The 26,826-nt window shown below is 73.5% G+C and carries 25 protein-coding genes; 10 read left to right on the top strand and 15 right to left on the bottom strand.

The window, feature by feature from the left end; translation table 11 throughout:
- The first annotated feature begins 248 nt into the window (after positions 1-248).
- Positions 249-1,970 (top strand): protein kinase domain-containing protein, encoded by a 1,722-nt coding sequence (locus LUZ64_RS12075; RefSeq protein ID WP_095578536.1) that lies wholly within the window; start codon positions 249-251, stop codon positions 1,968-1,970.
- 121 nt (positions 1,971-2,091) lie between these two features.
- Here LUZ64_RS12075 and LUZ64_RS12070 read toward each other — a convergent pair whose 3' ends face one another.
- From LUZ64_RS12070 to LUZ64_RS12060, 3 genes are all read right to left on the bottom strand, one after another.
- Positions 2,092-2,652, bottom strand: coding sequence for a bacterial proteasome activator family protein (locus LUZ64_RS12070; protein WP_095578535.1), 561 nt, complete (start codon positions 2,650-2,652; stop codon positions 2,092-2,094).
- A 93-nt stretch (positions 2,653-2,745) separates the two neighbouring features.
- Entirely contained in the window at positions 2,746-3,342 is a 597-nt protein-coding gene (locus LUZ64_RS12065) for a hypothetical protein (protein ID WP_232389895.1), read from the bottom strand.
- 153 nt (positions 3,343-3,495) lie between these two features.
- Positions 3,496-4,473: an NAD(P)H-quinone oxidoreductase gene (locus LUZ64_RS12060; RefSeq protein ID WP_095585059.1), complete on the bottom strand. Its 978-nt coding sequence runs from the start codon at positions 4,471-4,473 to the stop codon at positions 3,496-3,498.
- 51 nt (positions 4,474-4,524) lie between these two features.
- Here LUZ64_RS12060 and LUZ64_RS12055 point away from each other — a divergent pair, with 51 nt between their 5' ends.
- On the top strand, positions 4,525-5,625 hold the full coding sequence (locus LUZ64_RS12055; RefSeq protein WP_232389896.1) for a potassium channel family protein: 1,101 nt from the start codon (positions 4,525-4,527) through the stop codon (positions 5,623-5,625).
- Positions 5,626-5,740: 115 nt separating this feature from the next.
- Here LUZ64_RS12055 and LUZ64_RS12050 read toward each other — a convergent pair whose 3' ends face one another.
- The 5 genes from LUZ64_RS12050 to pdhA all read right to left on the bottom strand — a co-directional run bounded on the left by LUZ64_RS12050 (position 5,741) and on the right by pdhA (position 12,741).
- Positions 5,741-7,078, bottom strand: a complete 1,338-nt coding sequence (locus LUZ64_RS12050; protein ID WP_372471961.1) for a molybdopterin molybdotransferase MoeA — start codon at positions 7,076-7,078, stop codon at positions 5,741-5,743.
- A gap of 620 nt (positions 7,079-7,698) precedes the next feature.
- On the bottom strand, positions 7,699-8,589 hold the full coding sequence (locus LUZ64_RS12045; protein ID WP_095584676.1) for an NTP transferase domain-containing protein: 891 nt from the start codon (positions 8,587-8,589) through the stop codon (positions 7,699-7,701).
- A gap of 383 nt (positions 8,590-8,972) precedes the next feature.
- A complete protein-coding gene (locus tag LUZ64_RS12040) occupies positions 8,973-10,469 on the bottom strand; it encodes a dihydrolipoamide acetyltransferase family protein (RefSeq protein ID WP_095584677.1) in 1,497 nt (498 codons plus the stop codon).
- On the bottom strand, positions 10,469-11,587 hold the full coding sequence (locus LUZ64_RS12035) for an alpha-ketoacid dehydrogenase subunit beta (RefSeq protein ID WP_232389897.1): 1,119 nt from the start codon (positions 11,585-11,587) through the stop codon (positions 10,469-10,471). Before LUZ64_RS12035 ends, LUZ64_RS12040 begins: the two co-directional genes overlap by 1 nt.
- Positions 11,584-12,741 carry a pyruvate dehydrogenase (acetyl-transferring) E1 component subunit alpha gene (gene pdhA / locus LUZ64_RS12030; RefSeq protein ID WP_095584678.1) on the bottom strand — a complete coding sequence of 386 codons (1,158 nt, stop codon included), beginning with the start codon at positions 12,739-12,741 and terminating at the stop codon, positions 11,584-11,586. Before pdhA ends, LUZ64_RS12035 begins: the two co-directional genes overlap by 4 nt.
- Positions 12,742-12,923: 182 nt before the next feature.
- Here pdhA and LUZ64_RS12025 point away from each other — a divergent pair, with 182 nt between their 5' ends.
- Positions 12,924-13,454 (top strand): Lrp/AsnC family transcriptional regulator, encoded by a 531-nt coding sequence (locus LUZ64_RS12025; RefSeq protein ID WP_095584679.1) that lies wholly within the window; start codon positions 12,924-12,926, stop codon positions 13,452-13,454.
- A gap of 59 nt (positions 13,455-13,513) precedes the next feature.
- Here LUZ64_RS12025 and LUZ64_RS12020 read toward each other — a convergent pair whose 3' ends face one another.
- The gene (locus tag LUZ64_RS12020; RefSeq protein ID WP_095584680.1) at positions 13,514-14,104 is read right to left on the bottom strand and encodes a TetR/AcrR family transcriptional regulator; all 591 of its coding nucleotides are present in this window, start codon (positions 14,102-14,104) and stop codon (positions 13,514-13,516) included.
- 2 nt (positions 14,105-14,106) lie between these two features.
- Positions 14,107-15,627, bottom strand: a complete 1,521-nt coding sequence (locus LUZ64_RS12015) for a 3-hydroxyacyl-CoA dehydrogenase (RefSeq protein WP_095584681.1) — start codon at positions 15,625-15,627, stop codon at positions 14,107-14,109.
- Between the two features lie 177 nt (positions 15,628-15,804).
- Here LUZ64_RS12015 and paaN point away from each other — a divergent pair, with 177 nt between their 5' ends.
- Positions 15,805-17,508: a phenylacetic acid degradation protein PaaN gene (gene paaN, locus LUZ64_RS12010; RefSeq protein WP_095584682.1), complete on the top strand. Its 1,704-nt coding sequence runs from the start codon at positions 15,805-15,807 to the stop codon at positions 17,506-17,508.
- A gap of 12 nt (positions 17,509-17,520) precedes the next feature.
- Here paaN and LUZ64_RS12005 read toward each other — a convergent pair whose 3' ends face one another.
- Genes LUZ64_RS12005 through LUZ64_RS11995 form a run of 3 tightly spaced genes read right to left on the bottom strand, consistent with a single transcriptional unit; the run spans position 17,521 to position 20,178 of the window.
- The gene (locus LUZ64_RS12005; RefSeq protein WP_095584683.1) at positions 17,521-18,279 is read right to left on the bottom strand and encodes a TrmH family RNA methyltransferase; all 759 of its coding nucleotides are present in this window, start codon (positions 18,277-18,279) and stop codon (positions 17,521-17,523) included.
- Positions 18,280-18,283: 4 nt separating this feature from the next.
- Positions 18,284-19,510 (bottom strand): HTTM domain-containing protein, encoded by a 1,227-nt coding sequence (locus LUZ64_RS12000; RefSeq protein WP_095584684.1) that lies wholly within the window; start codon positions 19,508-19,510, stop codon positions 18,284-18,286.
- Positions 19,507-20,178 (bottom strand): DUF5819 family protein, encoded by a 672-nt coding sequence (locus LUZ64_RS11995; RefSeq protein ID WP_095584685.1) that lies wholly within the window; start codon positions 20,176-20,178, stop codon positions 19,507-19,509. The genes LUZ64_RS12000 and LUZ64_RS11995 overlap by 4 nt, the downstream gene beginning before the upstream one ends.
- Before the next feature lie 190 nt (positions 20,179-20,368).
- On the opposite strand from LUZ64_RS11995, the gene paaA reads away from it, so the two are divergent.
- From paaA to LUZ64_RS11965, 6 genes are all read left to right on the top strand, one after another.
- On the top strand, positions 20,369-21,331 hold the full coding sequence (gene paaA, locus LUZ64_RS11990; RefSeq protein ID WP_095584686.1) for a 1,2-phenylacetyl-CoA epoxidase subunit PaaA: 963 nt from the start codon (positions 20,369-20,371) through the stop codon (positions 21,329-21,331).
- The gene (gene paaB / locus LUZ64_RS11985) at positions 21,328-21,615 is read left to right on the top strand and encodes a 1,2-phenylacetyl-CoA epoxidase subunit PaaB (protein ID WP_095584687.1); all 288 of its coding nucleotides are present in this window, start codon (positions 21,328-21,330) and stop codon (positions 21,613-21,615) included. Before paaA ends, paaB begins: the two co-directional genes overlap by 4 nt.
- Positions 21,612-22,361 carry a 1,2-phenylacetyl-CoA epoxidase subunit PaaC gene (gene paaC / locus LUZ64_RS11980; RefSeq protein ID WP_095584688.1) on the top strand — a complete coding sequence of 250 codons (750 nt, stop codon included), beginning with the start codon at positions 21,612-21,614 and terminating at the stop codon, positions 22,359-22,361. Before paaB ends, paaC begins: the two co-directional genes overlap by 4 nt.
- Positions 22,355-22,885, top strand: a complete 531-nt coding sequence (paaD, locus tag LUZ64_RS11975; protein ID WP_095584689.1) for a 1,2-phenylacetyl-CoA epoxidase subunit PaaD — start codon at positions 22,355-22,357, stop codon at positions 22,883-22,885. The genes paaC and paaD overlap by 7 nt, the downstream gene beginning before the upstream one ends.
- Complete coding sequence (locus LUZ64_RS11970; RefSeq protein ID WP_095584690.1) at positions 22,886-23,974, top strand: 2Fe-2S iron-sulfur cluster-binding protein; 1,089 nt, start codon at positions 22,886-22,888, stop codon at positions 23,972-23,974.
- A gap of 166 nt (positions 23,975-24,140) precedes the next feature.
- Positions 24,141-25,349 carry an acyl-CoA dehydrogenase family protein gene (locus tag LUZ64_RS11965; protein ID WP_232389898.1) on the top strand — a complete coding sequence of 403 codons (1,209 nt, stop codon included), beginning with the start codon at positions 24,141-24,143 and terminating at the stop codon, positions 25,347-25,349.
- Positions 25,350-25,633: 284 nt separating this feature from the next.
- On the opposite strand, the gene LUZ64_RS11960 is transcribed toward LUZ64_RS11965, so the two are convergent.
- Together LUZ64_RS11960 and LUZ64_RS11955 are read right to left on the bottom strand one after the other, a co-directional pair.
- Positions 25,634-25,981, bottom strand: coding sequence for a rhodanese-like domain-containing protein (locus LUZ64_RS11960; protein WP_095583090.1), 348 nt, complete (start codon positions 25,979-25,981; stop codon positions 25,634-25,636).
- A 10-nt stretch (positions 25,982-25,991) separates the two neighbouring features.
- On the bottom strand, positions 25,992-26,801 hold the full coding sequence (locus LUZ64_RS11955) for a hypothetical protein (protein WP_095583089.1): 810 nt from the start codon (positions 26,799-26,801) through the stop codon (positions 25,992-25,994).
- Between the last annotated feature and the right edge of the window lie 25 nt (positions 26,802-26,826).

Raw genomic sequence — 26,826 nt, 5'->3', positions numbered from 1 at the left:
AACGGTCTTCCGCTAAGGCACGCTACAGGCTCCACGGCGCGCGCCGGTCCGGGATGGACGCGCTATCAAACCCGCACGCCCCTGAGCAAGGCAAATCTCGTGACGTGTTGTCGCGCATCCCGTCACGGAACGGGCACGCGGCTTGACGTGCCCGCCGCCTCGGGCAGACTTGGCCGAGATCCATCGGCGCAGCCGGCACCTGCCGGAACCGTACGCCGGGCAGTTCGCCGCGAGGGGGAAGTAGAACGATGAGCCAGGACGGCGCTCAGGGCCGCTACACGGGCCGGTCTGTCGGCGGCGGCCGCTACCAGCTGCGCGACCTGCTGGGCGAAGGCGGGATGGCCTCGGTCCACCTGGCGTACGACAGCGTTCTCGACCGCCAGGTCGCGATCAAGACACTGCACACGGAGCTGGGCCGCGAGGCGTCCTTCCGCGAGCGGTTCCGGCGCGAGGCCCAGGCCGTCGCCAAGCTCACACACACGAACATCGTCTCGGTCTTCGACACCGGCGAGGACGACCTCGACGGCTCGACCATGCCGTACATCGTCATGGAGTACGTCGAGGGCCAACCGCTGCGCTCGGTCCTCGACGCCGACGTCCGGCAGTTCGGCGCGATGCCGACCGAGAAGGCGCTCAAGATCACCGCCGATGTGCTGGCCGCGCTGGAGGTCAGCCATGAGATGGGGCTGGTCCACCGCGACATCAAGCCGGGCAACGTGATGATGACCAAGCGCGGCGTGGTCAAGGTCATGGACTTCGGCATCGCCCGCGCCATGCAGTCCGGCGTCACCTCGATGACCCAGACCGGCATGGTCGTCGGCACCCCCCAGTACCTCTCGCCGGAGCAGGCGCTCGGGCGTGGCGTCGACGCCCGCTCCGACCTGTACTCGGTCGGCATCATGCTCTTCGAGCTGCTGACCGGGCGACTGCCGTTCGACGCGGACTCCCCGCTGGCGATCGCGTACGCGCACGTCCAGGAGGAGCCCGTCGCTCCCTCCTCGATCAATCGTTCGATCCCGCCGGCCGTGGACGCCCTGGTGGCCCGCGCGCTGAAGAAGAACCCGAACGAGCGCTTCCCGAGCGCCGAGTCCATGCGCGACGAGTGCGCGCGGGTCGCGGGCACCGCGCAGTCCGGGGCCTCGCCGGTGATCGTGGCGGGCGGCCCGCCGGCGCGCAGCGGCGCGGGCGTGAGCTCGGCCGTCTTCCCGCCCGTCGACGCGCAGACCCCCGGGCCCGGCCCGCAGGCCGTCCAGACGCCGTACCAGCCCGCCCCGGGCCCGTACGCCTCCTACGGGCCCGCCACCCCGCCGCCGGGCGCTCCGGGCTACCCCACGCCCGTACAGCCGTTCCAGGCCGGCGGGCCGAACGGTCCCGGCACGCCCCCGCCGTACTCGATCAACCCCTCGCCCGCCGCGGCGCCGCAGGGCGGCTCCGGCGGCGGCAAGAGCAACAAGCCGGTCATCATCGGCTCGGGCGTCGTCGCCGTCCTCGCGGTCATCGGTGTGATCGCCGCGATCGCGCTCAACGGCAACTCCGGCAAGGGCGAGGAGGCGGACGGCAAGAACTCGCCGCCTCCCGTGACGGGCGCCCCGGCCGGCGGCACCGCCGGGGGCACGACGACGGGCGGCTCCACCGGCGGCACGGGCGGCACCACCGGCGGCACCCAGAGCAAGCACCGCGAGGGCGACCGGTCGAAGGCCATCGACAAGGAGAAGTGCACGAAGGCCTACGAGTACTACAACGACAAGTCGAAGAAGTCGGCGCCCAACTTCAGCTACTTCTACGTCGACTCGGTCAAGGCGTGCCTCCAGGCCGCGGGCTGGAAGTACCGCATCGACCAGCAGAACGAGAACACCTGGGGCAAGGGCACCGTGCTCAGCCAGACGCCCAAGGAGGGCGACGCGTTCGACCCGAAGTCGCCGAGCGACATGTTCGTGCTGACGGTGTCGACGGGCGACCCGGCGTCGTAAGGACGAGCGCGCCGTAAAGCCTTAAAGAGGTCTCGCGCCGTAAGGACGGTCGCATGTGTGCCCGGTACGTCAGGTGACGTACCGGGCACACATGTACGCGCGCTCTTACAGGCTCACAGGCTTACAGGTAAGGGCCGGAGCGGGCCCCGCCGTGCTGGTGGCCCTCTCCGTCGTCCTCGCCCAGGACGCCGGGCGGGAGGGCCCTGCGCATCTGCTCCAGCTGCGCGCGTGCCGCCATCTGCTGGGCGAAAAGCGTCGTCTGGATGCCGTGGAAGAGCCCTTCCAGCCAGCCGACCAACTGCGCCTGCGCGATGCGCAGTTCCGCCTCGGTGGGGATCGTCTCGTCGGTGAAGGGCAGGGAGAGGCGCTCCAGTTCCTCGACGAGCTCGGGCGCGAGACCGTCCTCCAGCTCGCGCACGGAGCTGTGGTGGATCTCCTTGAGCCGGACCCGGCTCGCCTCGTCCAGAGGCGCGGCGCGGACTTCCTCCAGCAACTGCTTGATCATGCTGCCGATGCGCATGACCTTCGCGGGCTGTTCGACCATCTCCGTCACGGGGACCTCGCGCGACTCGTCGTCACCTTCCCCGTCGCCGGGGTTGGTGCTGCCGAGAGCCATGCCGTCCGGGCCTACGACCAGGACGTGCGGGCTCTCCTGCGACCGTTCATTCCTCGGCATATCCATGCCGCCATTCTCTCGCACAGGTGATTTCCCCCTGGTGATGCCCCCGCACACGCCTGATCCACCGTGCGACGCGCCTTACCGCGCGCCCCCTGTTCACCTCGCGCGCCGCAACCGGAGGGCGAAGTAGCCGAGGCCCAGGCCGGTGAGGGTCATTCCGGTGCCCAGCGGCAGGACGCGCATGACCCGGTCGCCGTCCTCCAGGGCCTCGTCCTCGCCGGGCGCGGCCGCGGCGGGGCCGCCCTCGGCCCCGTCGTCACCGGTACCGGGGGGCCCTTCGCCGGGCGTGTCGCCACCGGGGGCCGACGCCGGTGCCCCGCCGGGGTCCGCGGGCGGCCACGCCTGACCGGGCGCGCGTCCGGCCTCGGGGTCGTCGGGAGGAGCGCCCGGCGAGGACGGCGGGAACGGCCGGGCGCCGGAGGGCGAGGGGGTCCCGGGCCCGGTCTCCAGCGGCCGGCCGGGGTGGGTGCGGCCCTCCCCCGCGTGACTCCCGGCGAGCCGGTCGTCGTCGCCCGGCGGGGGCTGGGACAGGGCCGGGGTGGGCGCGGACGCGGCCCGGGCGGGCGACGCGTCGTCCGGTCGTTGCGCGTGGTGGAAGGCGGGGGCGGCCAGCACGGCCGCCGCCGCCAGCGCCGGCCCGGCGAGGGACAGCGCCCGCCGGGCCGGGGATATCGCGCGCGGTCCACGGTCCACGCACCCCAGCCTCACCCGGCCGGTGCGGCACGGCACGCGCGCGCGGCCGACCGGGTGAACGCGGGGGGGGGGATACAGGGAGAGACCGGCGGGACCGAGGGAGGGACGACGGCCGGGGCCGAGGGGGGCGGCCGCGTGCGCCCGGCGGCGCCCTCAGGTCGTCAGCAGGATCTTCCCGACGTGGGAGCTCTCCTCCAGGATCCGGTGGGCCTGCGCCGCGTCCCGCATCGGCAGCGTGCGGTCGACCACCGCCCGTACCCGCCCGCCGGCGATCAGCGGCCAGACGTGCTCGCGCACGGCGGCGACGATCGCCGCCTTCTCCTGGAGCGGCCGGGCCCGCAGCGAGGTGGCCAGGACGGCGGCCCGCTTGGTGAGCAGCGTGCCGAGGTCCAGTTCGGCCTTACGGCCGCCCTGGAGGCCGATGACGACCAGCCGGCCGTTGACGGCGAGGGCGGCCACGTTCCGGGCGAGGTACTTCGCGCCCAGGATGTCGAGGATGACGTCGGCGCCGACGCCGCCCGTCACCTTGTCGAGCTCCTCGACGAAGTCCTGCCGCCGGTAGTCGATAAGGATGTCGGCACCGAGCTCGCGGCAGCGCTCCAGCTTCTCCTGGCTGCCCGCGGTGACCGCGACGCGCGCGCCGACCGCCTTGGCCAGCTGGACGGCCATGGTGCCGATGCCGCTGCCGCCGCCGTGGACGAGCAGGGTCTCGCCGGGGCGCAGGTGGGCGACCATGAAGACGTTGGACCACACGGTGGCGGTGACTTCGGGCAGCGCGGCGGCCGTGACGAGGTCCATGCCGTCCGGTACGGGCAGCAGCTGGCCGGCCGGGACGCAGACCTTCTCCGCGTAGCCGCCGCCCGCCAGCAGCGCGCACACCTCGTCGCCGACGGCCCAGCCGGCCACCCCGGGCCCGAGCGCGGCGATCCGTCCGGAGCACTCCAGCCCGGGGTAGGGGGACGCGCCGGGCGGCGGGTCGTAGAAACCCTGACGCTGCATCACGTCCGCGCGGTTGACGGCGCCGGCGACGACCTCGACCAGGACCTCGCCCTCGCCGGGCACGGGATCGGGCACCTCGGACCAGACCAGGGACTCCGGGCCGCCGGGTTCGTTGATGGTGATCGCATGCATGCCCGCGAGGCTACTCCCGGGTCCTTCCGCACATCACGGAACATGGAGCGCATGGCTACGGGCAAGATGACCAGAATCTCTCTCCTCCGGTCGCTGTGGCGACGCACCAGGAGCGAGGCCGAGGAGGACGCGGAGGCCGGGCGGGCCATCGTCATGCCGGTCCAGAACGTGGCGGCACCGCTGCGGCAGGTGCTGCGGCGGCTCGTCATGGCGCTGAGCGTGCTCGCCCTGACGACCCTGCTCGTCTACCTCGACCGCGAGGGGTACAACGACAACTCCGACGGCTCCGTCGACTTCCTCGATTCCGCGTACTACGCGACCGTCACCCTGTCGACCACCGGATACGGCGACATCACGCCCGTGAGCGACGGGGCCCGGCTGACGAATATCTTCTTGATCACGCCATTGCGCGTGTTGTTCCTGATCATTCTGGTCGGCACCACCCTGGAAGTGCTGACCGAACGGACGCGCCAGCAGGTGCGCATCCACCGCTGGAGGTCCCGCATGCGAGAGCACACCGTCGTCGTCGGCTACGGCACCAAGGGCCGGCACGCCATCGAGACGCTGGTCGGCCAGGGCAAGCCCAAGGACAAGATCGTCGTGGTGGACCCGCAGAAGAAGGTCGTCGACGCGGCCTCCAGCGACGGCCTGGTGGGCGTCCTGGGCGACGCCACCCGCTCCGAGACGCTGCTCCGCGCCGAGCTCCAGCGGGCCTCCCAGGTCGTGATCTGCACGGAGCGGGACGACACGGCCGCCCTGGTCACGCTGACCGCGCGACAGCTCAACAAGGCGGCCACGATCGTCGTGGCCGTGCGGGAGGACGAGAACGTGCCGCTGCTGCGGCAGAGCGGCGCGAACACGGTCGTGACGAGCTCGAGCTCGGCGGGCCGGCTGCTCGGCATGTCGATGATGAGCCCGAACGTCGGCACGGTGCTGGAGGACCTGCTGACGTACGGCAACGGCCTGGACGTCGTGGAGCGGCCCGTGACCAAGCGGGAGGCGGGCAACTCGCCGCGCGACTGCGCGGACCTCGTCGTCGCGGTCGTACGGGGTCACAGGCTGCTGCACTTCACGGACCCGGAGGCGGCGACGCTGCACCTCGCGGACCGGGTGATCACGATCAAGCAGGCGGCGGCGCCGGCGGCGGAGTGACGGAGGAGGGGGCGGCGGCCGGCCGCCGCCTCTCTCCTTACGGACGTACGGGCTTACGTGACGGGCGTACGGGCTTAGGTGACGGACGTACGGGCTTACCTGCCTACGGGTCGGCTCACGCCCCGGCCGCAGCCCAGGGCAGTTCGAGGATGCCGGCCCGGGCGCCCCGGGCCGCGCCGCCCGGCGGGATGACGGCGAGCGCGTCGGCGGCGGCGAGGCCGCGCAGCATGGCGGGCCCGTGGAAGCGGAGGGGCTCCGCGCTGTCGCTGTGCCGGCTGACGACGGGGACGAGCCGGGTGTCGTCGGGGTGGCCCTTGACGGCGTCCGTAAGGGCGGCCCGGTAGAGGGCGGGCGAAGGGCGCGCGGAGAGCGTACGGAGCAGGGGCTCGGCGAGCGTCAGCAGTCCGGCGACGGCGGCCAGGGGGTTGCCCGGCAGGCCGACGAGGTGCCGGCCGGGGGCGAGCCGGGCGAGCAGCATCGGGTGACCGGGCCGGACCGCGACACCGTCGACCAGGAGCTCGGCGTCGAGCCCGCGCAGGATGGCGTGGACGTAGTCGACGGGGCCCGCGGCGGTGCCGCCGGTGGTGACGACGACGTCGGCGGTGGAGCCGGCGAGGGCGGAGCGCAGGGCGTCCGTGTCGTCGCCGAGCCGACGGATCGCGGTCACCTCGGCGCCGAGGGCCGTGAGCCACGGTCCCAGCATGGGGCCGAGGGCGTCGCGGATCCGGCCTCCGTGGGGGAGGCCCTCACGCAGCAGTTCGTCACCGAGGACGAGCACCTCGGCGCGGGGGCGGCGCGTGACGTGGAGGCTGTCGTAGCCCGCGGCGGCGGCCAGGCCGAGCACGGCGGGCGTCACGACGGTGCCCTGGGGCAGGAGTTGGTCGCCGTGGCGGCACTCCTGGCCGCGGGGGCGGATGTCCTGGCCCTGGGAGAGGCGGCGGGTGGCGTGGAGTTCGGGGTGCGGGGCGTCCGGGCCGGTCACCTCGCCGTGCTCGCTGCGCAGGACCGCGGTGGTGCCGGGCGGGACGGGCGCGCCGGTCGCGATCCTTACGGCGTGTCCGTCGCGCAGCGGCGGCGCTCCGCCGTGGTCGGCGCCGGCGAGGACGCCCGGGCCTTCCTGGGCGGCGGGCAGCCGCCACGGGCCGGGTCCGGCGACCGCCCAGCCGTCCATGGCGGAGGTGTCGAAGGACGGCAGGTCGGTGAGGGCGACGAGCGGCACGGCGAGCACCTGCCCGAGCGCCTCGCCGAGCTCCTGGTCGGCGGGCGGCAGGGGCACGGTGGCACGGGCGGCGACGGCACGGGCGTCGGGCCAGGGGAGGGACGTCATGGGGGCGGACTCACGCGCGTCGTCGGCCGCGAAGAGGAACTCGTACTCGCGGGGAGTGGGAGTGGGGGCGGGGGTCGAGTCGGCGGGGGCCGCGGTGGGAACGGTGACCGGGGCGGGGGCGGGGATGGACCCGAAGCTGGTGGGGGGCTTGGAGCCGGGGACGGACTCGGAGGCAGGCACCGGCTCGGGGCCTGGGGCGGGCTTGGAGCCGAGGGCGGCTTCGAGGCCGGAGGCGGATCCGAGGCCGGGAGCCGGCTCGGGCTCGGGGACGGACCCAGGCCCGGAGACGGGCTCGGGGTCGAAAGGGAACCAGCCGTGGTCGAACGGCGTTTCACGACGGGACCTGCCGCCCCCGGCCGGGCGCGCCGAGCGGTCTTCCGCGAGCAGCGACAGCACGTCGGTGACGGCCGACGGTTCCTCCTCCGCCGCGCCCGCGCCATGTCCGCGCTCGTCCTCCGCCCGCTGCGGGGGAAGGCCGGCGCACGGCCCGGGGGCAGCGTCGCCGCGTGCCGTCCCACCGGTACCGGCGAGGTGCTCCTCCGCGGTACCGGCGAGGTGATCCTCCGCCCAGGGGGCGAACGGGTCGGCCATGAGCAGCGGGTCGGCCGGGGTCCCGGCCGGGCGGCCGGCACCGGCGGCCGTCGGCGCCCCGCCGCGCGGGCGGCCACGCGCGCGGCGGTCGTCCGCGAGCAGCGCAAGTGCCTCGTCCGCCGCGCGGTCGAGCGCGGAGGCGTCCTCCCGGGAGGTCATTCCGACTCTTCGGGCGCGTGCGGGGCCCCGGCGGCCTTGCCGCCGTCCGTGGCCGCGGCCTCGTCGGCCCAGCGCAGGGCGAGCGCGACCGCCTCCCGGGTCGCCTCCGTGACGGCCGCCTCTCCGCCGCCCCGCAGCGCGGCCGCGTAGCCGACGAGGAACGTCGTCAGGGGCGCCGCGGGACGGGCCACCCCGTGCGCGGCGTCCCGCGCGAGATCGAGGAGGACGGCGGTGTCGACGTCGAGTTCGATGCCGAGCTCGGCCTTGGCGGCGGTGATCCATTCTTCCAGCACGCCCCCATCGTCCCTGATGCGCGCGCGGGCCGTGGCGACGTCCTCCCAGGTGTCGCAGTCGAACGACGCCGTGGGGTGCGGGAGCCTGCCGAGCGACAGCTCGGCCGTGAGCAGGCGGAGCGGCAGCCCGGTGAGGGAGCCGTGCTCGGCGGCGAGCAGGGCGAGTTCCCGGCGGAGGGCCTCGCCTCGGTAGGCGGCGACCAGCGGCTGGTCCCGCCCGTCGGGGTCGGCGAGCAGCACCCCGTCCGTACCGGCCCCGGCGTCCGTGAGGGCGGCGAGGAGCGCCCGTACGGTGTCGGCCCGCAGGAACGGCAGGTCGGCGGAGAGTACGAGCGTCAGGGCGGCCTCCGTCCCCTTGAGACCGGCCGCGAGCGCGGCGAGCGGGCCGCCGCCCGGCGGCTGCTCACGGGCCCAGCGCACGGGCCGGGCGGTGGGGCGGCGCGGGCCCACCACGACGGTGTCGGCGGCGTCCGCGCACGCGCCGAGGACCCTGTCGAGCAGCGTGCGGCCGCCCACGCGCAGACCGGGCTTGTCGGCACCGCCCAGCCTGCGGGCGGCGCCCCCTGCGAGCACTACGGCGTCGAAGTCAGTCACCCGACGAGTATGGCCGCGCCCCTGTGCCGCGCACCGGCCGCCGGGAAGACTCGGTCCGCTGCCGCGCCGGCCGCGGACACCACGCCCACCAGGAGCGTCTCGAAGGACCTCTCCTGCCGGGCTCTTCCCGTCCGCCCGCGCGCCCGAGCGCGGACCACCGCACCGCAACGCGCCCCGCAGCGCGAAGGGCCCCACCCCGGGCCACACCCACTCGTCGCCCCCGGATAACCCCGGAGGCCGGCAGGCCCCTGCCCGGGCGGAACGGCTCCCCCGCCCGTACGGCGCTCGCCTGCACCCGGGAGGGGGCGGCGAGCAGGGGAACCTCCCCGCCCGCGTCCCCGCCTACGCCCCCGCCACCGCCACCGTCACCGCCACCGTCACCGTCACATGGACCGCAGCAGCACCGCGGGCCGCTCGACGCAATCGGCCACGTACCGCAGGAAGCCTCCCGCCGTACCGCCGTCGCAGACGCGGTGGTCGAAGGTGAAGGACAGCTGCACGACCTGCCGTACCGCCAACTCCCCTTCCCAAACCCACGGCTTCGGGGCTATCCGCCCGACCCCGAGCATCGCCGCCTCGGGGTGGTTGATGATCGGCGTGGAGCCGTCGACGCCGAACACCCCGTAGTTGTTCAGGGTGAACGTGCCGCCGGTCAGCTCGCCCGGGCTGAGGCTCCCCGTCCGCGCGGCCTCGGTAAGGCGGGCGATCTCCTCGGAGAGCTGGACGGCGTTGAGCGTGTGGGCGTCCCGGACGACGGGGACGACCAGGCCCCGGTCGGTCTGCGCGGCGAACCCGAGGTGCACCTCGGGCAGTCGCACGATCTCCCGGGCCTCCATGTCCACCGTGGCGTTGAGCTCCGGGTGGCGGGCGAGTGCCGCCGTGGTGATCCGGGCCAGCACGGCGAGCAGCGAGACCTTGGGCCCTCCGGCGGCGTTCATCGCCCGGCGGGCGGCCAGCAGCTCCGTGGCGTCCGCGTCCACCCAGCAGGTCGCGTCCGGGATCTCCCGGCGGCTCCTGCTGAGCTTCTCGGCGACGGCGCCGCGCACCCCGCGCAGGGGAACCCGCTGGGCGCCGCTCTCCGGCGGCGCGGAGGCCGGCCGAGCCGCCACCTCGGCGGTGGCCGCCGCCCGCCCGGGGAGCGGGAGAGGCAAGGCCGTGGCGCGCTCGACGTCCGCCCGGGTGATCAGGCCGTCCGGTCCGCTGCCGCGCACCTGCGTGAGGTCGAGCCCACGCTCCCTGGCGAGCCGCCGGACGAGAGGCGATATCACCGCCCGGGTACCCGTACCGGCTGCCTCGGGGGACCCGACGGCCGCCCCGGCCCTGACGGACCCGACAGGCTCGACAGTTCCAACAGACCTGACAGGCCCTACGGAACCGCTGGAACCGCTGGAACCGGAGTCGCCGGCGCGAGCAGTGTCACCAGCACCCGCAACCCCACGCACCTCACCCTGGCCGGACGCGTCCGCCCCACCCCGCCGGGCATTCCCCCCGGGCACCGCCCGGACCCGTCGGCGCCGCGCGGCCGGGGGCTGTGTGCCGTAACCGACCAGGACGTTCCCGGAACCCTCGCCCTCGGGGGAAGCGGGGGCCCCGGAGTCTTCACCGGCACCTACCGGGCCGGACCCGGCGGCCGGTTCGCCGACCGCCACCGTCAGCAGCGGCGCGCCCACCGGCAGCTCCGTGCCCTCCTCGCCGAAGCGGGCCGTCACCACGCCCCCGTAGGGGCAGGGGACCTCGACCATGGCCTTGGCCGTCTCGACCTCGACCACCGGCTGGTCGACGGCGACGACGTCACCGACCTGCACGAGCCAGCGGACGATCTCCGCCTCGGTGAGCCCTTCGCCGAGGTCCGGCAGCGTGAATTCCCGCACCACCGCCATCAGCGCACCCCACCCTCGAATTCGTCGAAGCCCTTGACGGCGTCCTTGACGTCCTTGACGTCATTCACGCCCGCCGGACCGCCGGAGCCGCCCGACGGGGCCGTCCACTCCGATTCCCACTGCAAGCGGGCGACGGCGTCCAGCACCCGGTCGACACCGGGCAGGTGGTGCTGCTCCAGCATCGGCGGCGGGTAGGGGATGTCGAAACCGGTGACGCGCAGCACCGGGGCCTCCAGGTGGTGGAAGCAGCGCTCCGTGACCCGGGCCGCTATCTCCCCGCCCGGACCGCCGAACCCGGTGGCCTCATGGACGACGACGGCCCGGCCGGTCCGTCTTACGGACGCGCAGACCGTCTCCTCGTCAAAGGGCACCAGCGAGCGCAGGTCGATCACTTCCAGATCCCAGCCCTCGGACCGGGCGGCCTCCGCGGCCTCCATGCAGACGGGCACGGACGGACCGTAGGTGATCAGCGTGGCGGACGTGCCCCGGCGGCGGACGGCCGCCCGGCCGATGCCCGGCACCTCCTCGGGCCGGGCCGGGTCCCAGTCGGCCTTGGACCAGTAGAGCCGCTTGGGCTCCAGGAAGACCACGGGGTCGTCGGAGGCGATCGCGGCCCGCAGCAGCCCGTAGGCGTCCGCGACGGTCGCGGGGGCCACCACATGGAGGCCGGGGGTGGCCATGTAGTAGATCTCGGAGGAGTCGCTGTGGTGCTCGACGCCGCCGATGCCACCGCCGTAGGGCACCCGCACGGTGATCGGCATGGGCATCGCGCCCCGCGTGCGGTTCCGCATCCGGGCGACATGGCTGACGAGCTGCTCGAAAGCGGGGTAGGCGAAGGCGTCGAACTGCATCTCGACCACGGGCCGCAGCCCGTACATGGCCATGCCGACGGCCGCGCCGAGGATGCCCGCCTCGGCCAGCGGTGTGTCCGTGCAGCGGTCCTCGCCGAACTCCTTGGCCAGACCGTCCGTGACGCGGAAGACGCCGCCCAGGGCGCCGACGTCCTCACCGAGGACGTGGACGGACGGATCGTCCGCCATGGCGTCGCGCAGCGCCCGGCCCAGGGCCTGGGCCATCGTGGCGGGCTTCCGGCCGGTGGTGACAGCCGCGGTGGTCATCGCTGCGCCCCTTCCTGAGGGCCCGGGGTGGTGTCCCCGGCGGCGTCGAGCTCGGCGCGCAACATGGCGGCCTGCTCGCGCAGTTGGTCGGTCCGCTCGGCGTAGACATGGGTGAAGAGGTCCATGGGGTCGAGCGCGGGGTCCTGGTTCATCCGCTCGCGGAGGTCTGCGGCCATCGCCTCGGCGGCGTCCCGCTCCCGCTGTACGCCGTCCTCGTCCAGCAGCTTCCGCCCGGTCAGCTCCCGCTCCAGGAGGTCGACCGGGTCGTGCGCGCGCCACGTCTCGACCTCGGCGTCGGTGCGGTAGCGGGTGGCGTCGTCGGCGTTCGTATGCGCGTCGATGCGGTAGGTGACGGCCTCGACGAGGGTGGGGCCGGCGCCGGCGCGGGCCCGCCGCACGGCCTCGGTGAGCACCTGGTGGACGGCGGCCACGTCATTGCCGTCGACCAGCCGGCCCGGCATGCCGTAGCCGACGGCCTTGTGGGCGAGGGAAGGGGCGGCGGTCTGTTTGGCGAGCGGTACGGAGATGGCGAAGCCGTTGTTCTGCACGAGGAAGACGACCGGGGCCTGCCAGACCGCGGCGAAGTTGAGGGCCTCGTGGAAGTCGCCCTCACTGGTGCCGCCGTCGCCGACCATGGCGAGCGCCACCACATCGTCACCCTTGAGCCGTGCGGCGTGCGCGAGGCCCACGGCGTGCGGGAGTTGGGTGGCGAGAGGGGTGCAGAGGGGTGCGACGCGGTGCTCGTGGGGGTCGTATCCGGTGTGCCAGTCGCCGCGCAGCAGGGTCAGGGCCTGTACGGGGTCCAGGCCGCGGGCGACGGCCGCGAGGGTGTCGCGGTAGCTGGGGAAGAGCCAGTCGCGGTCCTCCAGCGCGAGGGCGGCGGCGACCTCGCACGCCTCCTGGCCGGTGGAGGAGGGGTAGACGGCGAGGCGGCCCTGCCGGGTGAGTGCCGTGGCCTGGGTGTTGTACCGGCGCCCGCGGACGAGCTGCCCGTACATCCGCCTCAGGAGCCCGGTGTCGAGCCCGGCGGCCGCGTCGGTGCCCAGCAGGCGGTACGGCTCCGCGTCGGGCAGCAGCGGCGCGGGGTCCGTGCGGGGCCGCCAGGCAGGGGGCGGGGTGGGCCGGTACGAGCCGGGCTGCTCCAGAACCGTCATGACGAGCACCTCCTTTTGGGACGGGCTTGACCGGGCACGAGGCACATGGCGGCCGCGCTCCCTCCCTACCGATTGTTCGGTCGTCGGCACTTTTTGGCTACAGGCGGCCCGAGCCTGTGGACAAACGGTTCTCCACAGCCTGAGATATGGACAGGGCGTCCATGAGGGGGAGGCGGGGCGGCATGCCGGACGAACAGATGGCCTTCGCGGGCGACAGGCCGCCCGCGCGGCCGCTGGACGAGATCGACCGCGCGATCCTGCGCATGCTCCGGTCCGACGGCCGTGCGTCGATACGGTCCGTGGCCGAGCGGGTGCACGTCTCGCGCGCCAACGCCTACGCGCGGATCAACCGCCTGATCGACGACGGGGTGATCCGGGGGTTCAGTACCCGCATCGACCAGGAGCGGGCGGGCCAGACGGCTTCGGCGTACATCACCTTGAAGATCGTGCAGAACTCCTGGCGGTCGGTCCGCGAGAAGCTCCGGGCGCTGCCCGGCGCCGCGCACATCGCCCTGGTGAGCGGGGACTTCGACGTGCTGCTGCTGGTGCACGCCAAGGACAACCGCGCCCTGCGCGAGCTGGTGCTGACCCGGATCCAGGCCATGGAGGAGGTGCTCAGCACCCGCACGCTGCTGGTCTTCGAGGAGACGGACCTCCAGGAGGGTGGGGCGGGCGGTTCCGCGGGGCCGCAGGTCGCGCCCGGGGACCGCTGAGGCCCCCGGGACGGGCGTCCCGGGGGCCTCAAGGCAGTACGTCAGGTGACGACCGCCGGCTAGTGGTACGTACGCAGCCCCGCGAAGGCCGTGCGGACCACCGCGTCGGCCACCTCGTCGCTCGTCGAGCCGCCGCGGCCCGGCCGGTACCACTCGACCACGGAATTGATCATGCCGAAGAGGAGCCGGGTGGCCAGCCGGACGTCCACGTCCTCCCGGAGGTCGCCGTCGGCCGCCGCCTGCTTGAGCAGCTCGGCGACCCGGTGGTCGAACTCGCGGCGGCGTTCCATGGCCCAGCGCTCGGTGTCCGTGTTGCCCCGGACGCGCAGCAGCAGCGTCACATAGGGCAGCTCGGCCATCAGCACCTCCACGGTGCGCCGGGTGACGTGCTCCAGGCGGTCGACGGACCGGCCCTCGACGGCCCGGGGCTCGTCCAGGACGGCGAAGAGCTCGTCCAGCGCGCGGCTTATCGCGAGCCGCAGCAGCTCCTCCTTGCCCTTCACATGGTGATAGATGGAGGACTTGGAGATTCCGGCCGCCCGGGAGAGGTGCTCCATGGACGTGCCGTCATAGCCCCGCTCGTTGAACACCTGGACGGCGACCGCGAGCAGCGATTCGGGCGTGTAGGTGTCGCGCTTGGCCATGGTCATGATTACAGCACCTGCCGTTCGATGTCCGCACGGCGCCTGAGCGCCCAGGACGGCGCGTAGCGGCCACCAGGGCTCTGGTGGTGCATGGTGTCCAGAAGGTCCCACAGCCAGTGTGCGCCGAGCCGCTCGGTCCACTCGAACGGGCCGCCCGGGTAGTTCACTCCCAGCCGCATGGCGGTGTCGATGTCCTCGGGGCTCGCGACCCCGCGGGCGGCGGCGTCGACGGCGAAGTCGACGATCATGGCGACGGTGCGGGCGACGATCATGCCGGGGACGTCGGCGACGACGCTGACCCGCTTGCCGAGCGCCTGGAACAGGCCGACCGCCTCCCGCGTCTGCTCGGGGGTGATGCGGTGCGAGGGCGCGAGGGCGATCCGGGTCGCGGCCCGGTAGTCGAGCGCGAGGTCGAAGCGGATGAACGGTTCGTCCGGGTAGGTCGTGGCGGGGTATCCGTCGGTCAGTGCCAGGCAGGCGCCGCCGGGCAGCCGGATGAAGCCCTCGGACATGCCCGGGGTGCGGTCGCGGGTGACCTTGATGCCCGCTTCCTCGATCATCTCGCGGAGGACGGCGGCCGGACCCGCCGGCTTCGCGTGGACGGCCACCTCCCCGGGCGGGGGCGCGGGCTCCTCGGTGCGCGGGACGGGCCGCTCCGCGCCGTCCGCGTAGTCGTACCAGCCGCGGCCCGACTTGCGGCCGAGCAGCCCCGCCTCCACCAGGCGCCGCTGGGCGAGCGAGGGCCTGAACTTCGGGTCCTGGAAGAAGGAGTCGTAGACCGAACGGGTGACGGCTTCGTTCACGTCCTGGCCGATGAGGTCGGTCAGTTCGAACGGGCCCATGGCGAAACCGCCGCTCTCGCGCAGTACGGCGTCGAGGGTGGCGGGGTCGGCGACGCGCTCCTCCAGGAGGCGGAATGCCTCGGCGTAGAAGGGGCGGGCGACGCGGTTGACGATGAAGCCGGGGGTGTCCGCCGAGCGCACCGGTGTCTTGCCCCAGGCGGCCACGGTGGCCTGGGCGCGGTCGGCGGCCGCCGGGTCGGTCGCGTGGCCCTGGACGACCTCCACGAGCGGCAGCAGCGGCGCGGGGTTGAAGAAGTGCAGGCCGACGAAGCGGCCGGGCAGGCGCAGGGCTCCCGCGACGGCGGTGACCGACAGGGAGGACGTGTTGGTGGCGAGCAGACAGTCGTCCGGGACGACCGATTCCAGCTCCACGAACAGCTTCTGCTTGGCGTCGAGTTGCTCCAGAATCGCCTCGATGACGAGTGCGGAGTCGGCGAGTTCGGCCGTACTGGTGGCCGGGTGCAGGCGCGCGCGGGCCGCGTCGCGGCCGGCGGCGTCGAGCCTGCCCTTCTCCACGAGGCGGTCGAGGCGCGCGCCGATGGCCCGGGCGGCCTCGGCGGCGCGGCCCTCCGCGGCGTCGTACAGGCGTACGGGGTGTCCGGCCACGAGGGCGACCTGGGCGATTCCCTGGCCCATGGTGCCGGTTCCGACGACGGCGACGGTGCGTCCCAGCTCGATAGCGGTCATGCCGGTGATCCTCCCCGATGAGTTGTCCACAGGTTCGCCGGGCCCCCTTGTCCCGACCGATCGTTCGGTTACTGTATCTACCGGGGGGTGCTCGTGGGCCCCCGCAGTGTCGCCCGATCCCTGTTCCCGAAGACTGTCGCCTCATCCGAGCCCAGCTCGACAAGGAGTTGGTCAGCCGTGACCGCCGGACTCACCACCGCCCAGTTGATCGAGAAGCACCGCCCCACCCTCGACCAGGCACTGGAAGCGATCCGTTCGCGCGCCTACTGGTCCCCCTTCCCCGAGCACCCGAAGGCCTATGGGGCGGAGGGCGCCGTGCCCGGCAGCCTGAGCGCGGCCGAGGGACAGGCCGCCTTCGAGGCGCTGCGCGGTCACCGCTTCGAGCTGGACCAGCCCGGCGCGGACGGCTGGGCGGGCTCCGAAGTCTCGCCCTACGGGCCGGAGCTGGGCATCGAGTATCCGCACGCCGACCCCGAGGCCCTGCTGCCGGCCCTGCGCGCGGCTATGCCGCGGTGGCGCGAGGCGGGCCCGGAGGCACGGGCCGCGGTCTGTCTGGAGATCCTGACCAGGATCAACGCCCGCACGCACGAATTCGCCCACGCCGTCATGCACACCAGCGGCCAGGCGTTCATGATGGCCTTCCAGGCCGGCGGCCCGCACGCCCAGGACCGCGGCCTGGAGGCCGTCACCTACGCCTACGCCGAGCAGGTGCGCACCCCTGCCGCGGCGGAGTGGTCCAAGCCGCAGGGCAAGCGCGATCCCCTGGAGCTGCGCAAGGAGTTCACGGCCGTGCCGCGCGGCGTCTCGCTCCTCATCGGCTGCAACACCTTCCCCACGTGGAACGGCTACCCCGGCCTTTTCGCCTCCCTCGCCACCGGAAACGCCGTGCTGGTCAAGCCGCACCCGCGCGCCGTGCTGCCGCTCGCGCTCACGGTCCGGATCGCCCGCGAGGTGCTCGGCGAGGCGGGCTTCTCCCCCGACCTGGTGGCACTGGCCGCCGAGCGGGACGGCGAGGGCATCGCCAAGTCGCTGGCCGTGCGCCCGGAGATCCGCATCGTCGACTACACCGGTTCCACCGCCTTCGGCGACTGGCTGGAGGCCAACGCCCGTCAGGCGCAGGTCTTCACCGAGAAGGCCGGCGTCAACACGGTCGTCATCGACTCCACCGACGACTACAAGGGCATGCTGGGCAACCTCGCCTTCTCGCTGTCCCTCTACAGCGGCCAGATGTGCACCACCCCGCAGAACTTCCTCGTCCCGCGCGGGGGCATCGCCACCGACGCCGGCCCCAAGTCCTTCGACGAGGTGGTGGCCGATCTGGCGGCCGCGGTCGAGGGTCTGCTGGGCGACGACGCCCGGGCCAACGCCCTGCTGGGCGCCATCGTCAACCCCCGGGTCAAGGAGCGGATCGACGCCGCGGCCCAGCTCGGCGAGGTCGCCCTGGCCTCCCGGGCGGTCGCCAACCCCGACTTCCCCGGTGCCACGGTCCGTACGCCGGTGATCGTGAAGCTGGACGGCGCCAAGCCCGACGCCGAGGCGGCCTATCTCTCCGAGTGCTTCGGGCCGGTGTCCTTCGCCGTCGCCGTCGACTCGGCGGCGGACGCCGTGGAGCTGCTGCGCCGCACGGTGCGGGAGCAGGGCGCCATGACCGTCGGCGCGTACACCACGTCGCCGGAGGTCGAGCGGCTGATCGAGGAGGCGTGCCTGGAGGAGTGCGCCCAGCTCTCCCTGAACCTCACCGGCGGGGTGTACGTCAACCAGACGGCCGCCTTCTCGGACTTCCACGGCTCGGGCGGCAACCCCTCGGCCAACGCCGCGCTGTGCGACGGCGCGTTCGTCGCCACCCGCTTCCGCACGGTCGAGGTGCGCCGCCAGGCGTAGGCCGGACCGGGGTCAGACCGGGGCCGGTCCGCCCCAGTGGAAGAGCGCCATGGCGACGCTCGTGGCGAGGTTGTAGCTCGACACCTGGGGCCGCATGGGAAGGGCGACCAGCCGGGTCGCCCTCTCCCGCAGCTCGGGCGAGATCCCGTGCCGCTCGGAGCCGAAGGCGATCAGCGCGTCGTCGGGGAGGGTGACGGACCGGATGTCGTCGCCCTCCGGGTCGAGCACGTACAGCGGGCCGGGCGGCAGTTCGGGCAGCGGCAGCCGCTCGACGGCCGTGGCGTAGTGCAGGCCGGCGCCCGCCCGTACGGCGTTCGGGTGCCAGGGGTCGAGGTCGCCGGTGGTGACCACGCCCGTGGCGCCGAAGCCCGCGGCCAGCCGGATCACGGCGCCGACGTTGCCGAGGTTGCGGGGGTTGTCCAGGACGACGACCGGGGCGCGCCGGGGTGCCCGCGAGAGGGTGTCGAGGTTGGCCCGGCGGGCGGGTCTGGCCGCCAGCGCGGCCACCCCGGTGGGGTGGACCCGGGGCAGCAGCTCCTTCAGGGCCCGTGCCGGGATCTCGACCAGCCGCTCGTCGAGCGTCCCGGTGAGGTCGTCGGCGAGCTGTCCGGCGAGGGTCAGCACCGCCTTCTTGTCGGCGGCCACCGCCAGGCGCACGTCCGCGCCGAAGCGCAGGGCGTGCTTCAGGGCGTGGAAGCCGTCGAGCAGTACGGCGTCGGGGGCGGCCTCGCCCCACTGCCGCACGGCGGCCACGGCTTCGTCCTCGGTCATGCCCTCAGCCTACGAGAGTGCGCGAGGCGGTCTCGCCCTCCCGCTGCGGTGGCAGCGCCTTCCGCCGGGCGGGGAGCAGCCTGTCCCGGGCCCGCCCGGTGAGGGCGCCCAGGCGGCGCAGGAAGCCGGTGGGCAGGAAGACCGCGTCGGCCACGATCATCGCGAGCGAGAAGAAGGGCAGGCCCAGGGTGACGGCGATGCCCATGTGCTCGGCCATCATCAGCGCGAGCAGCACGTTCTTGACCCGCCGGTTGAGCAGGGTGAAGGGGAAGGCGACCTGCACGGCGACCGTGCCGTAGCTGAGCAGCAGCACCAGGAGGCCGTTGCCGGCGAGGGCGTGCGAGAGCTCGGGCCAGGGTGAGAAGTAGTCGAGGTGCAGCGGGTAGTAGAGCGCGGTGCCGTCCTGCCAGCGCGAGCCCTGGATCTTGTACCAGCCGGCGGTGGCGTAGATCAGGCAGACCTCCACCATGATCACCAGCAGGGCGGCGTTGTGCGCCAGGTGGGCGAAGGCGTCGAGGACGGTGCGGGGCTCGCCGGGTGCGTAGCGGCACACGGCCCACCAGACGCCGTGGGCGAGCCACAGGCCCCACAGGGCGGTCGCCCAGCCGAGGCCGGGGAGCGGGCCGTCGGTGGTCCAGGACAGCCCCGTGCCGCCGAAGATCTGCGCGGCGATCAGGGCGAGTCCGCAGAGCGCCCACAGCACGATGCCGGTGAGGTCCGGGCCCGCGGCCGGGTCCTGGCCGCGCCGCCGGGCGCGGCGGGCGTCGAGGGACCACACCAGGCCGCAGCGGGTGAGGACGGTGTACAGGGCCATCAGGTGGATGACGTTGTCGCCGCCGTCCCCGAGGAAGACGCTGCGGTTCTGGAGGGACAGCACTCCGATCATGGAGAGCACCGACATGGTCCGGGTCCGCCAGCCGAGCATCAGCAGCGCGCTGGAGACCACGGCCCCGGCGTAGACGCACTCGAACCAGAACGCGCTGTCGGACCACATCAGGACGGTGAAGGCGTGGTTGTCGGCGATCAGCCTGCGGGCCATCTCCCAGCTCCAGGGCCCGTCGGGCCCGTAGAGCTCATGGCGGTTGGGCCACTCGCGGAGCAGGAAGCAGAGCCAGGTGAAGGAGAGCCCGATCCGGATGACGGCCGTCTGGTAGCGGCCGAGGGAGGAGCCGGTGACGCGGTCGACGCCGCGGGTGAGCGCGGCGAGGGGTGCTGCCTTGGAGAAGCTCACCGGTTCGCCTCCGGGAGGTCGGCGGTCGCGACCGGCCACCAGGCCAGGGTCCGGTAGGACGGGTCACCGCCGCCCTTCTCGTCGCTCCAGGGCGGTGGCGCGACGACCGTCGTCACGGCCCGCACCTGGACGCGCTGGACCGGGCGGCCCTCCTGGCCGCTCAGCCGGGCCACGGCGATCCGGCGTATGTACTCCTCGGACAGGCTGCCCCGGAGCCCGTTGGGGCGCTCCCGCGCATCGTGCGTGCCCGCGTAGAAGTCCCAGGCGCGCCGCAGCTGGTTCTGCTGGGTGTGGCTGGGGAGGAGGTTGTGGTGGATGGCGGCACCGTCCTGCGCGGAGAGATCGGTCCAGCGGGTGAGGGTGGTGCGGCCGTCCGGGCCCTTCAGCTCGGCACGCGCCTGGACGGCGACGTTCTGCTGGAGGGGGTTGGGGGCGAAGAACTTCCAGTTCTGTTCGAACTCGGGGTAGATGTAGTCGCCAATGGCCTGGGCGTGCTGCTTACTGACCGTGTTCGACGGCGCCACATGCAGGAACACCATCCCCATGTGCACGGCCGCCGCGACCGTCACCACCGCGGCACCGGCGGCGACGGCGACGCGCGCGGGAAGCGACAGTCGGGTCAGCCCGGCGCCGCCGCCGGGCTCGTCGCGCTCGTCATCCGGCCCCATGCCCCGCCCCGTTCCTGCGTGTCACCTGTCGTCCCACCTGTCGTCGTGCACCCCGAACCGTACCGATGGCTTCGGGCCCGGCACAGCGCACCGGGGTTATCCACAGGCTTGACACCCCCGGAGGCCGCGGCCCACCATTGAACCGAACGATCGGTCGGTCGGGAGTCAATCGAGAGGCAGGGGGCATGCCATGACGACGATGGCGCCGGACACGGGGTCGTACGAAGCGGTGTTCGACGCCGCCGTGGCCGCCGACGAGCGCATCGAGCCACGCGACTGGATGCCCGACGCCTACCGCGCCTCACTCGTCCGGCAGATAGCGCAGCACGCCCACAGCGAGATCATCGGCATGCAGCCCGAGGCCAACTGGATCACCCGGGCCCCCTCGCTGCGGCGCAAGGCCATCCTGATGGCCAAGGTGCAGGACGAGGCGGGCCACGGCCTCTACCTCTACAGCGCCGCCGAGACCCTGGGCACCAGCCGCGACGAGCTCCTCGACAAGCTCCACTCGGGCCGCCAGAAATACTCCTCGATCTTCAACTACCCGACGCTGACCTGGGCCGACGTCGGCGCCATCGGCTGGCTCGTGGACGGCGCGGCCATCACCAACCAGGTCCCGCTGTGCCGCTGCTCCTACGGCCCCTACGCCCGTGCGATGGTCCGGGTCTGCAAGGAGGAGTCCTTCCACCAGCGCCAGGGCTATGAGCTGCTGCTCACCCTGAGCCGCGGCACCGAGGCCCAGCACGCCATGGCACAGGACGCCGTGGACCGCTGGTGGTGGCCGTCCCTGATGATGTTCGGCCCGCCCGACGGCGAATCGGCGCACTCCGCGCAGTCCATGGCCTGGAAGATCAAGCGCCACTCCAACGACGAGCTGCGCCAGCGGTTCGTGGACATCTGCGTACCGCAGGCGGAGTCCCTCGGCCTCACGCTCCCCGACCCCGACCTCCGGTGGAACGAGGAGCGCGGCCACCACGACTTCGGCCCCATCGACTGGGCCGAGTTCCATGAAGTCCTGCGCGGCAACGGCCCGTGCAACGACCAGCGGATCACCCGCCGGCGGCAGGCCCACGAAGACGGCGCGTGGGTGCGCGAGGCCGCCGCCGCGTATGCCGGGAAGCACCGCGACACCCAGGGGGAGGCAGGGGCATGACCAGCACCGATTGGCCGCTGTGGGAGGTGTTCGTGCGCAGCAGGCGAGGTCTGTCGCACACCCACGCGGGAAGCCTGCACGCACCGGACGCCGAGATGGCCCTGCGGAACGCCCGGGACCTCTACACCCGGCGCTCCGAGGGCGTCTCGATCTGGGTGGTGCCCTCCGCCTCGATCACCGCCTCGTCGCCGGACGAGAAGGACCCCTTCTTCGAGCCGGCCGCCGACAAGCCCTACCGCCACCCCACCTTCTACGACATCCCGGAGGGGGTGCGGCACCTGTGAAGCAGGCCCCCACGCCCGTCCCGCCCGCCGCCGGCGCGGTGCCCACGGCCGCGGCGCTGGCCCTCGGCGACGACGCCCTGGTGCTCTCCCACCGCCTGGCCGAGTGGGCCGGGAACGCCCCCGTCCTGGAGGAGGAGGTCGCGCTCACCAATATCGCGCTGGACCTCCTCGGCCAGGCCCGCTTCCTCCTCTCCCTCGCCGGTGACGAGGACGAGCTGGCGTATCTCCGGGAGGAGCGCGCCTTCCGCAACGTCCAGCTGGTCGAGCAGCCCAACGGCGACTTCGCCCACACCATCGCCCGCCAGCTCTTCTTCTCGACCTACCAGGAGCTGCTCTTCGGTCAGCTGGCCGCCGGGGACGGCCCGTTCGCGCCGCTGGCCGGCAAGGCCGTCAAGGAGGTCGCCTACCACCGCGACCACGCCGAGCACTGGACGCTCCGGCTCGGTGACGGCACCGAGGAGAGCCACCGCCGGACACAGACCGCGCTCGACGCCCTGTGGCGCTATACGGGCGAGCTCTTCGAGCCGGTCGAGGGCCTGGAGGTGGATGTCACGGCCCTGCGCGACGGCTGGCTGACCTTGATCACCAAGACGGTGCGGCAGGCCACCCTGGAGCTCCCCACGGGCCCCCAGGCGGGCGCGTGGACGGCCGGGGCGGGGCGCCAGGGGCTGCACACCGAGCCGTTCGGACGGATGCTCGCCGAGATGCAGCACCTGCACCGCAGCCACCCGGGGGCGTCATGGTGACGACCCGCGCCCCGCTGTCCGCGCCGCCGCCCACACCGCTGGAGGAGCGGCTCCGGGAGCTGGCCGGTGCCGTGCCCGACCCGGAGCTCCCGGTGGTGACCCTCGCGGAGCTGGGCGTCCTGCGCGGTCTCCAGATGTCCGGTCCCGGGCGGGTCGAGGTGGAGCTCACCCCCACCTACACCGGCTGCCCGGCCGTCGAGGCGATGGCGGCGGACATCGAGCGGGTGCTGCACGAGGAGGGCATCCCCGAGGTCGAGGTCCGCACCGTCCTCACCCCGGCCTGGTCCACGGACGACATCACGGCCGAAGGCCGGCGCAAGCTGGCCGAGTTCGGGGTGGCACCGCCGCGCGTCAGCGGCGGGGGCGACCGGAGCGGCCCCGTGCCGGTGTCCCTCGGCATCCGCTGTCCGCACTGCGGATCCACCGACACCACCCTCCTCAGCCGTTTCTCCTCCACCGCCTGCAAGGCCCTGCGCCGCTGCGAGGCATGCCGCGAACCGTTCGACCACTTCAAGGAGTTGTAGATGGCAGCGGCCCGCCATGGCGCCTTCCACCCCCTGCGGGTGACCGCCGTCGACACCCTCACCGACGACTCCGTCGCCCTGACCCTCGCCGTGCCCCCGGAGCTCCGCGAGGCGTACCGCTACACCCCGGGCCAGCACATCACTGTCCGCCGCCGCACCGAGGACGGCGAGATCCGGCGCACCTACTCCCTCTGCGGCACCGCGCCGGCTCCGGAGGACACCGGCGCGGCGGAGCTGCGGGTGGGGGTGCGGCTGGTCGACGGCGGGGTGTTCTCCACGTACGCCCTGAAGGAGCTGACCGCCGGAGACACCGTGGAGGTGATGACGCCGGTCGGCCGGTTCGTGCTGGAGCCCCGTGCCGGGCACTTCGCGGCGATCGTCGGCGGCAGCGGGATCACCCCCGTCCTGTCCATCGCCTCGACCCTGCTCGCGCGGATACCGGATGCCCGGTTCTGCTTGATCCGCGGCGACCGCACCACGGCCTCGGCGATGTTCCTGGAGGAGGTCGCCGACCTCAAGGACCGCTATCCCGACCGCTTCCAGCTGGTCCACACCCTCTCCCGGGAGGAGCAGCAGGCGGGCCTGCCGTCCGGCCGACTGGACGAGGAGCGGCTCATACGGCTGCTGCCCGCGCTGCTGCCCGTGGAGGCCGTCGACGGCTGGTATCTGTGCGGCCCGCACGGGTTGGTGCGGGGGGCCGAGCAGGCGCTGAGCGGTCTGGGCGTCCCCCGGGAGCGCGTGCACCAGGAGATCTTCCACGTCGAGTCCACGGCGCCCACGACCGCGGCACCGGCGGAGGTGCCCGCCCCCGCCCACAGCACGGTGACCGCACAGCTGGACGGGCGCAGCGGCAGCTGGCCCGTCCGGGAGGGGGAGTCGCTACTGGAGGCGGTCCTGCGCAACCGCGCCGACGCCCCGTACGCCTGCAAGGGCGGCGTCTGCGGCACCTGCCGGGCCTATCTGGTCACGGGTGAGGTGCGAATGGAGCGGAATTTCGCCCTGGAACCCGAGGAATTGGCGGCCGGATATGTGCTGGCCTGCCAGTCGCACCCGACGACGGAAGAGGTGGAGCTGGACTTCGACCGCTGAGCGAGGACGGGCACCGACCGCGGGCCGCCCGTACCCCGGTCAGACACCCGCCGCGCACGGACCGCCTCCCGTTCCCCTGCCGCCGACTGTTCCCAATTCCTGCAACCTGTTCTAAGTTGACGCTCCGTCAGTTCAGGCGTCGGCGGCGGCTCGCAGGAGGACGGCAGTGGACTTCACCTTCACCGAGGAGCAGCGGGCCGCCGAGGAGGCGGCCGGGGCGGTCTTCGCCGGGGTCTCCCCCGACGGCGTCCCCAGCCCGGCGCTCACCCGGGGCGCGGTCGCCGAGGACTTCGACCGGACCCTGTGGGACCGGCTCGCGGAAGCCGACCTGCTGAGCCTCTACGGTCCGGCCGAGCAGGGAGGCGCGGGTCTCGGCCCGCTCACTCTGTGCCTGGTGCTGCGCGAGGCCGGGCAGGTCCTCGCCCGGGTGCCGTTGCTGGAGACCGGCGCCGCCGCCCTCACGCTGGCCGCCGTGGGCGGGCCGGTGGCCGCCCGGCTGCTGCCGCTGATCGGCCGTGGCGAGCTGACCGTCACCGCCGCCTCCAGCGGCCGTACCGGTCACGACCCGGCCGAACTGGCCGTCACGGCCCGCCCGGCGCCCGGCGAGCCCGGCGGCTGGCTCCTGGACGGGGTACAGACCGCCGTCCCGTGGGCGGCCGACGCCGACCTGGTGCTGCTGCCCGCGCGCCGAGCCGAGCGGACCGCCGACCCGGCCGGCGAGGAAACGATCGAGGCAAGTGGGGCGGGGAGGGGTGGGGGAGGGGGGGAGGGCCCCCTCCTGGCGTTCGTTTCCCGCGACCGCCCCGGAGTCACCCTCGCCGACCAGGTCTCCACCAACGGCGAGCGCTACGGCGAGCTCCACCTGGACTCCGTACACCTGACTCCCGAAGAGGTGATCACCACCGCGGGGGCATGGGAGCGGCTGCGCGGCCTGCTCACCGTGGGCACCTGCGCCATGGCCCTCGGCGTCGGTACGGCGGTCTCGCGGATGACGGGCGCGTACACCGCCGAGCGGGAGCAGTTCGGCTTCCCGATCGCCACGTTCCAGGCCGTGGCCGTCCAGGCCGCCGACCGTTACATCGACCTGCGGGCGATGGAGGCCACGCTCTGGCAGGCCGCGTGGCGGCTGGAGTCCGGGGCCGACGGCGCGCTCCCGGTCGCCGCCGACCTGGCTGTCGCCAAGATCTGGGCCTCGGAAGGGGTCCGCCGCGTCGTCCAGACCGCCCAGCACCTGCACGGCGGCTTCGGCGCGGACACCACCTACGTCCTGCACCGGTACCACGCCTGGGCCAAGCAGCTGGAACTCTCGCTCGGCCCCGCGGCGGCACACGAGGAAGCCCTGGGCGACCTGCTGGCCGCCCACCCCCTCGGCTAGGAATCCGGTGACGACAGGAAGCCCTGCCCCTCCGACCGTAGACCCGGACCTCCGTCCCGTAGACCCGGACTTTCGGCCTGTGGACCCGGCCCGTCGGCCGGAACCCCCGGTCTCTCGGCCGGAAACCGCGACCTCTCGACAGGAACCCCGGTCTGCCGGCAGGAGACCGCGACCTCTCGACAGGAACCCCGGTCTGCCGGCAGGAGACCGCGACCTCTCGGCAAGAAGCCCGGTCTCCCGCCAGGAACCCCGGTCTCCCGGCAGGAAGCCCGGCCGGATCCCCGCTAGATCACCGTGCCGGGCGCGCCCTCGGCGTCCACGACCGGGCGGCCCAGGGCCTCCCACGCCTGCATGCCGCCGTCGACGTTCGCGGCGTCCAGACCCTGCTGGACGAGGTAGGCCGTCACCTGCGCGGAGCGGCCGCCCGAGCGGCAGATCACGTTGATCCGGCCGCCGTCGGGGGCCTGCTCCGTCAGGGCGCCGTAGCGGGCGACGAAGTCGCTCATCGGGATGTGGAGCGCACCCTCCGCGTGCCCCGCCGTCCACTCGTCCTGCTCGCGGACGTCCAGCAGAAAGTCGTCGGAGGAGAGCGCGTCGACGTTGACCGTGGGAACCCCAGAACCGAAATGCATGACCCCGACGCTACCCGACCAGCGAGGCCAGACGGGCCTCCCTTTCGGCTACCTGTGCGCGCAGACCGTCGGCGATCTCCGCCAGCAGGCCGTCCGGGTCGTCCGGCGCCATCTTGATCATCGAGCCGATCGCCGAGCCCTCCAGCTCCGCGGCCAGCGCCGACAGCATCTCCTTGCGCCGGGCCAGCCACTCCAGCCGGGCGTACAGCTCCTCGGCACGGCTCGGGCGGAGCTCCTCGGGCACCGGACCCGCCGCCCACTCTTCCGCCAGCTCCAGAAGCAGTGTCTCGTTCCCGGCCGCGTACGCGGCGTTGACCCGCACGATGAACTCGTCGCGGCGCACCCGCTCCGCCTCGTCCCGCGCCAGGTCCGGATGGGCCTTGCGGACCAGCTCGCGGAAGACCCGGCGGGCCTCGTCGCTCGGCCGCACCCGCTCCGGCGGCCGCACCGGCTGCTCCGTGAGCATCGCCTGGGCCTCGGGCGACAGCCCGTCCGAGTCCATCCAGCCGCCGAACAGCTCCTCCACGCCGGGCAGCGGCTGCGCCATGGCGCGCGCCTCCCGCGCCTTCCTGAGGTCCTCCGGGTCCTGCGTACGGGCGGCCACGGCCTCCGCGATCCGGGCCTCCAGCTCGTCCAGGTGCGCGTACATCGGGCCGAGGCGCTGGTGGTGGAGGCGGGAGAAGTTCTCCACCTCCACCCGGAAGGTCTCCACGGCGATCTCGAACTCGATCAGCGCCTGCTCGGCCGTCCGCACCGCCTGTTCCAGGCGCTCGGTACCCGGTTCGCGCGCGTGCGGGCTCTGCTCGGCTTCGGGTGTCATCACCCGCCCAGCGTACGAGCTCCCG

It is taken from the genome of Streptomyces albireticuli, assembly GCF_021228125.1.
In the GTDB taxonomy this organism is placed as follows: Bacteria; Actinomycetota; Actinomycetes; order Streptomycetales; family Streptomycetaceae; genus Streptomyces; species Streptomyces albireticuli.
Note: the sequence above shows the minus strand (reverse complement) of the source record. Positions and strands in the feature narration are given on the sequence as shown.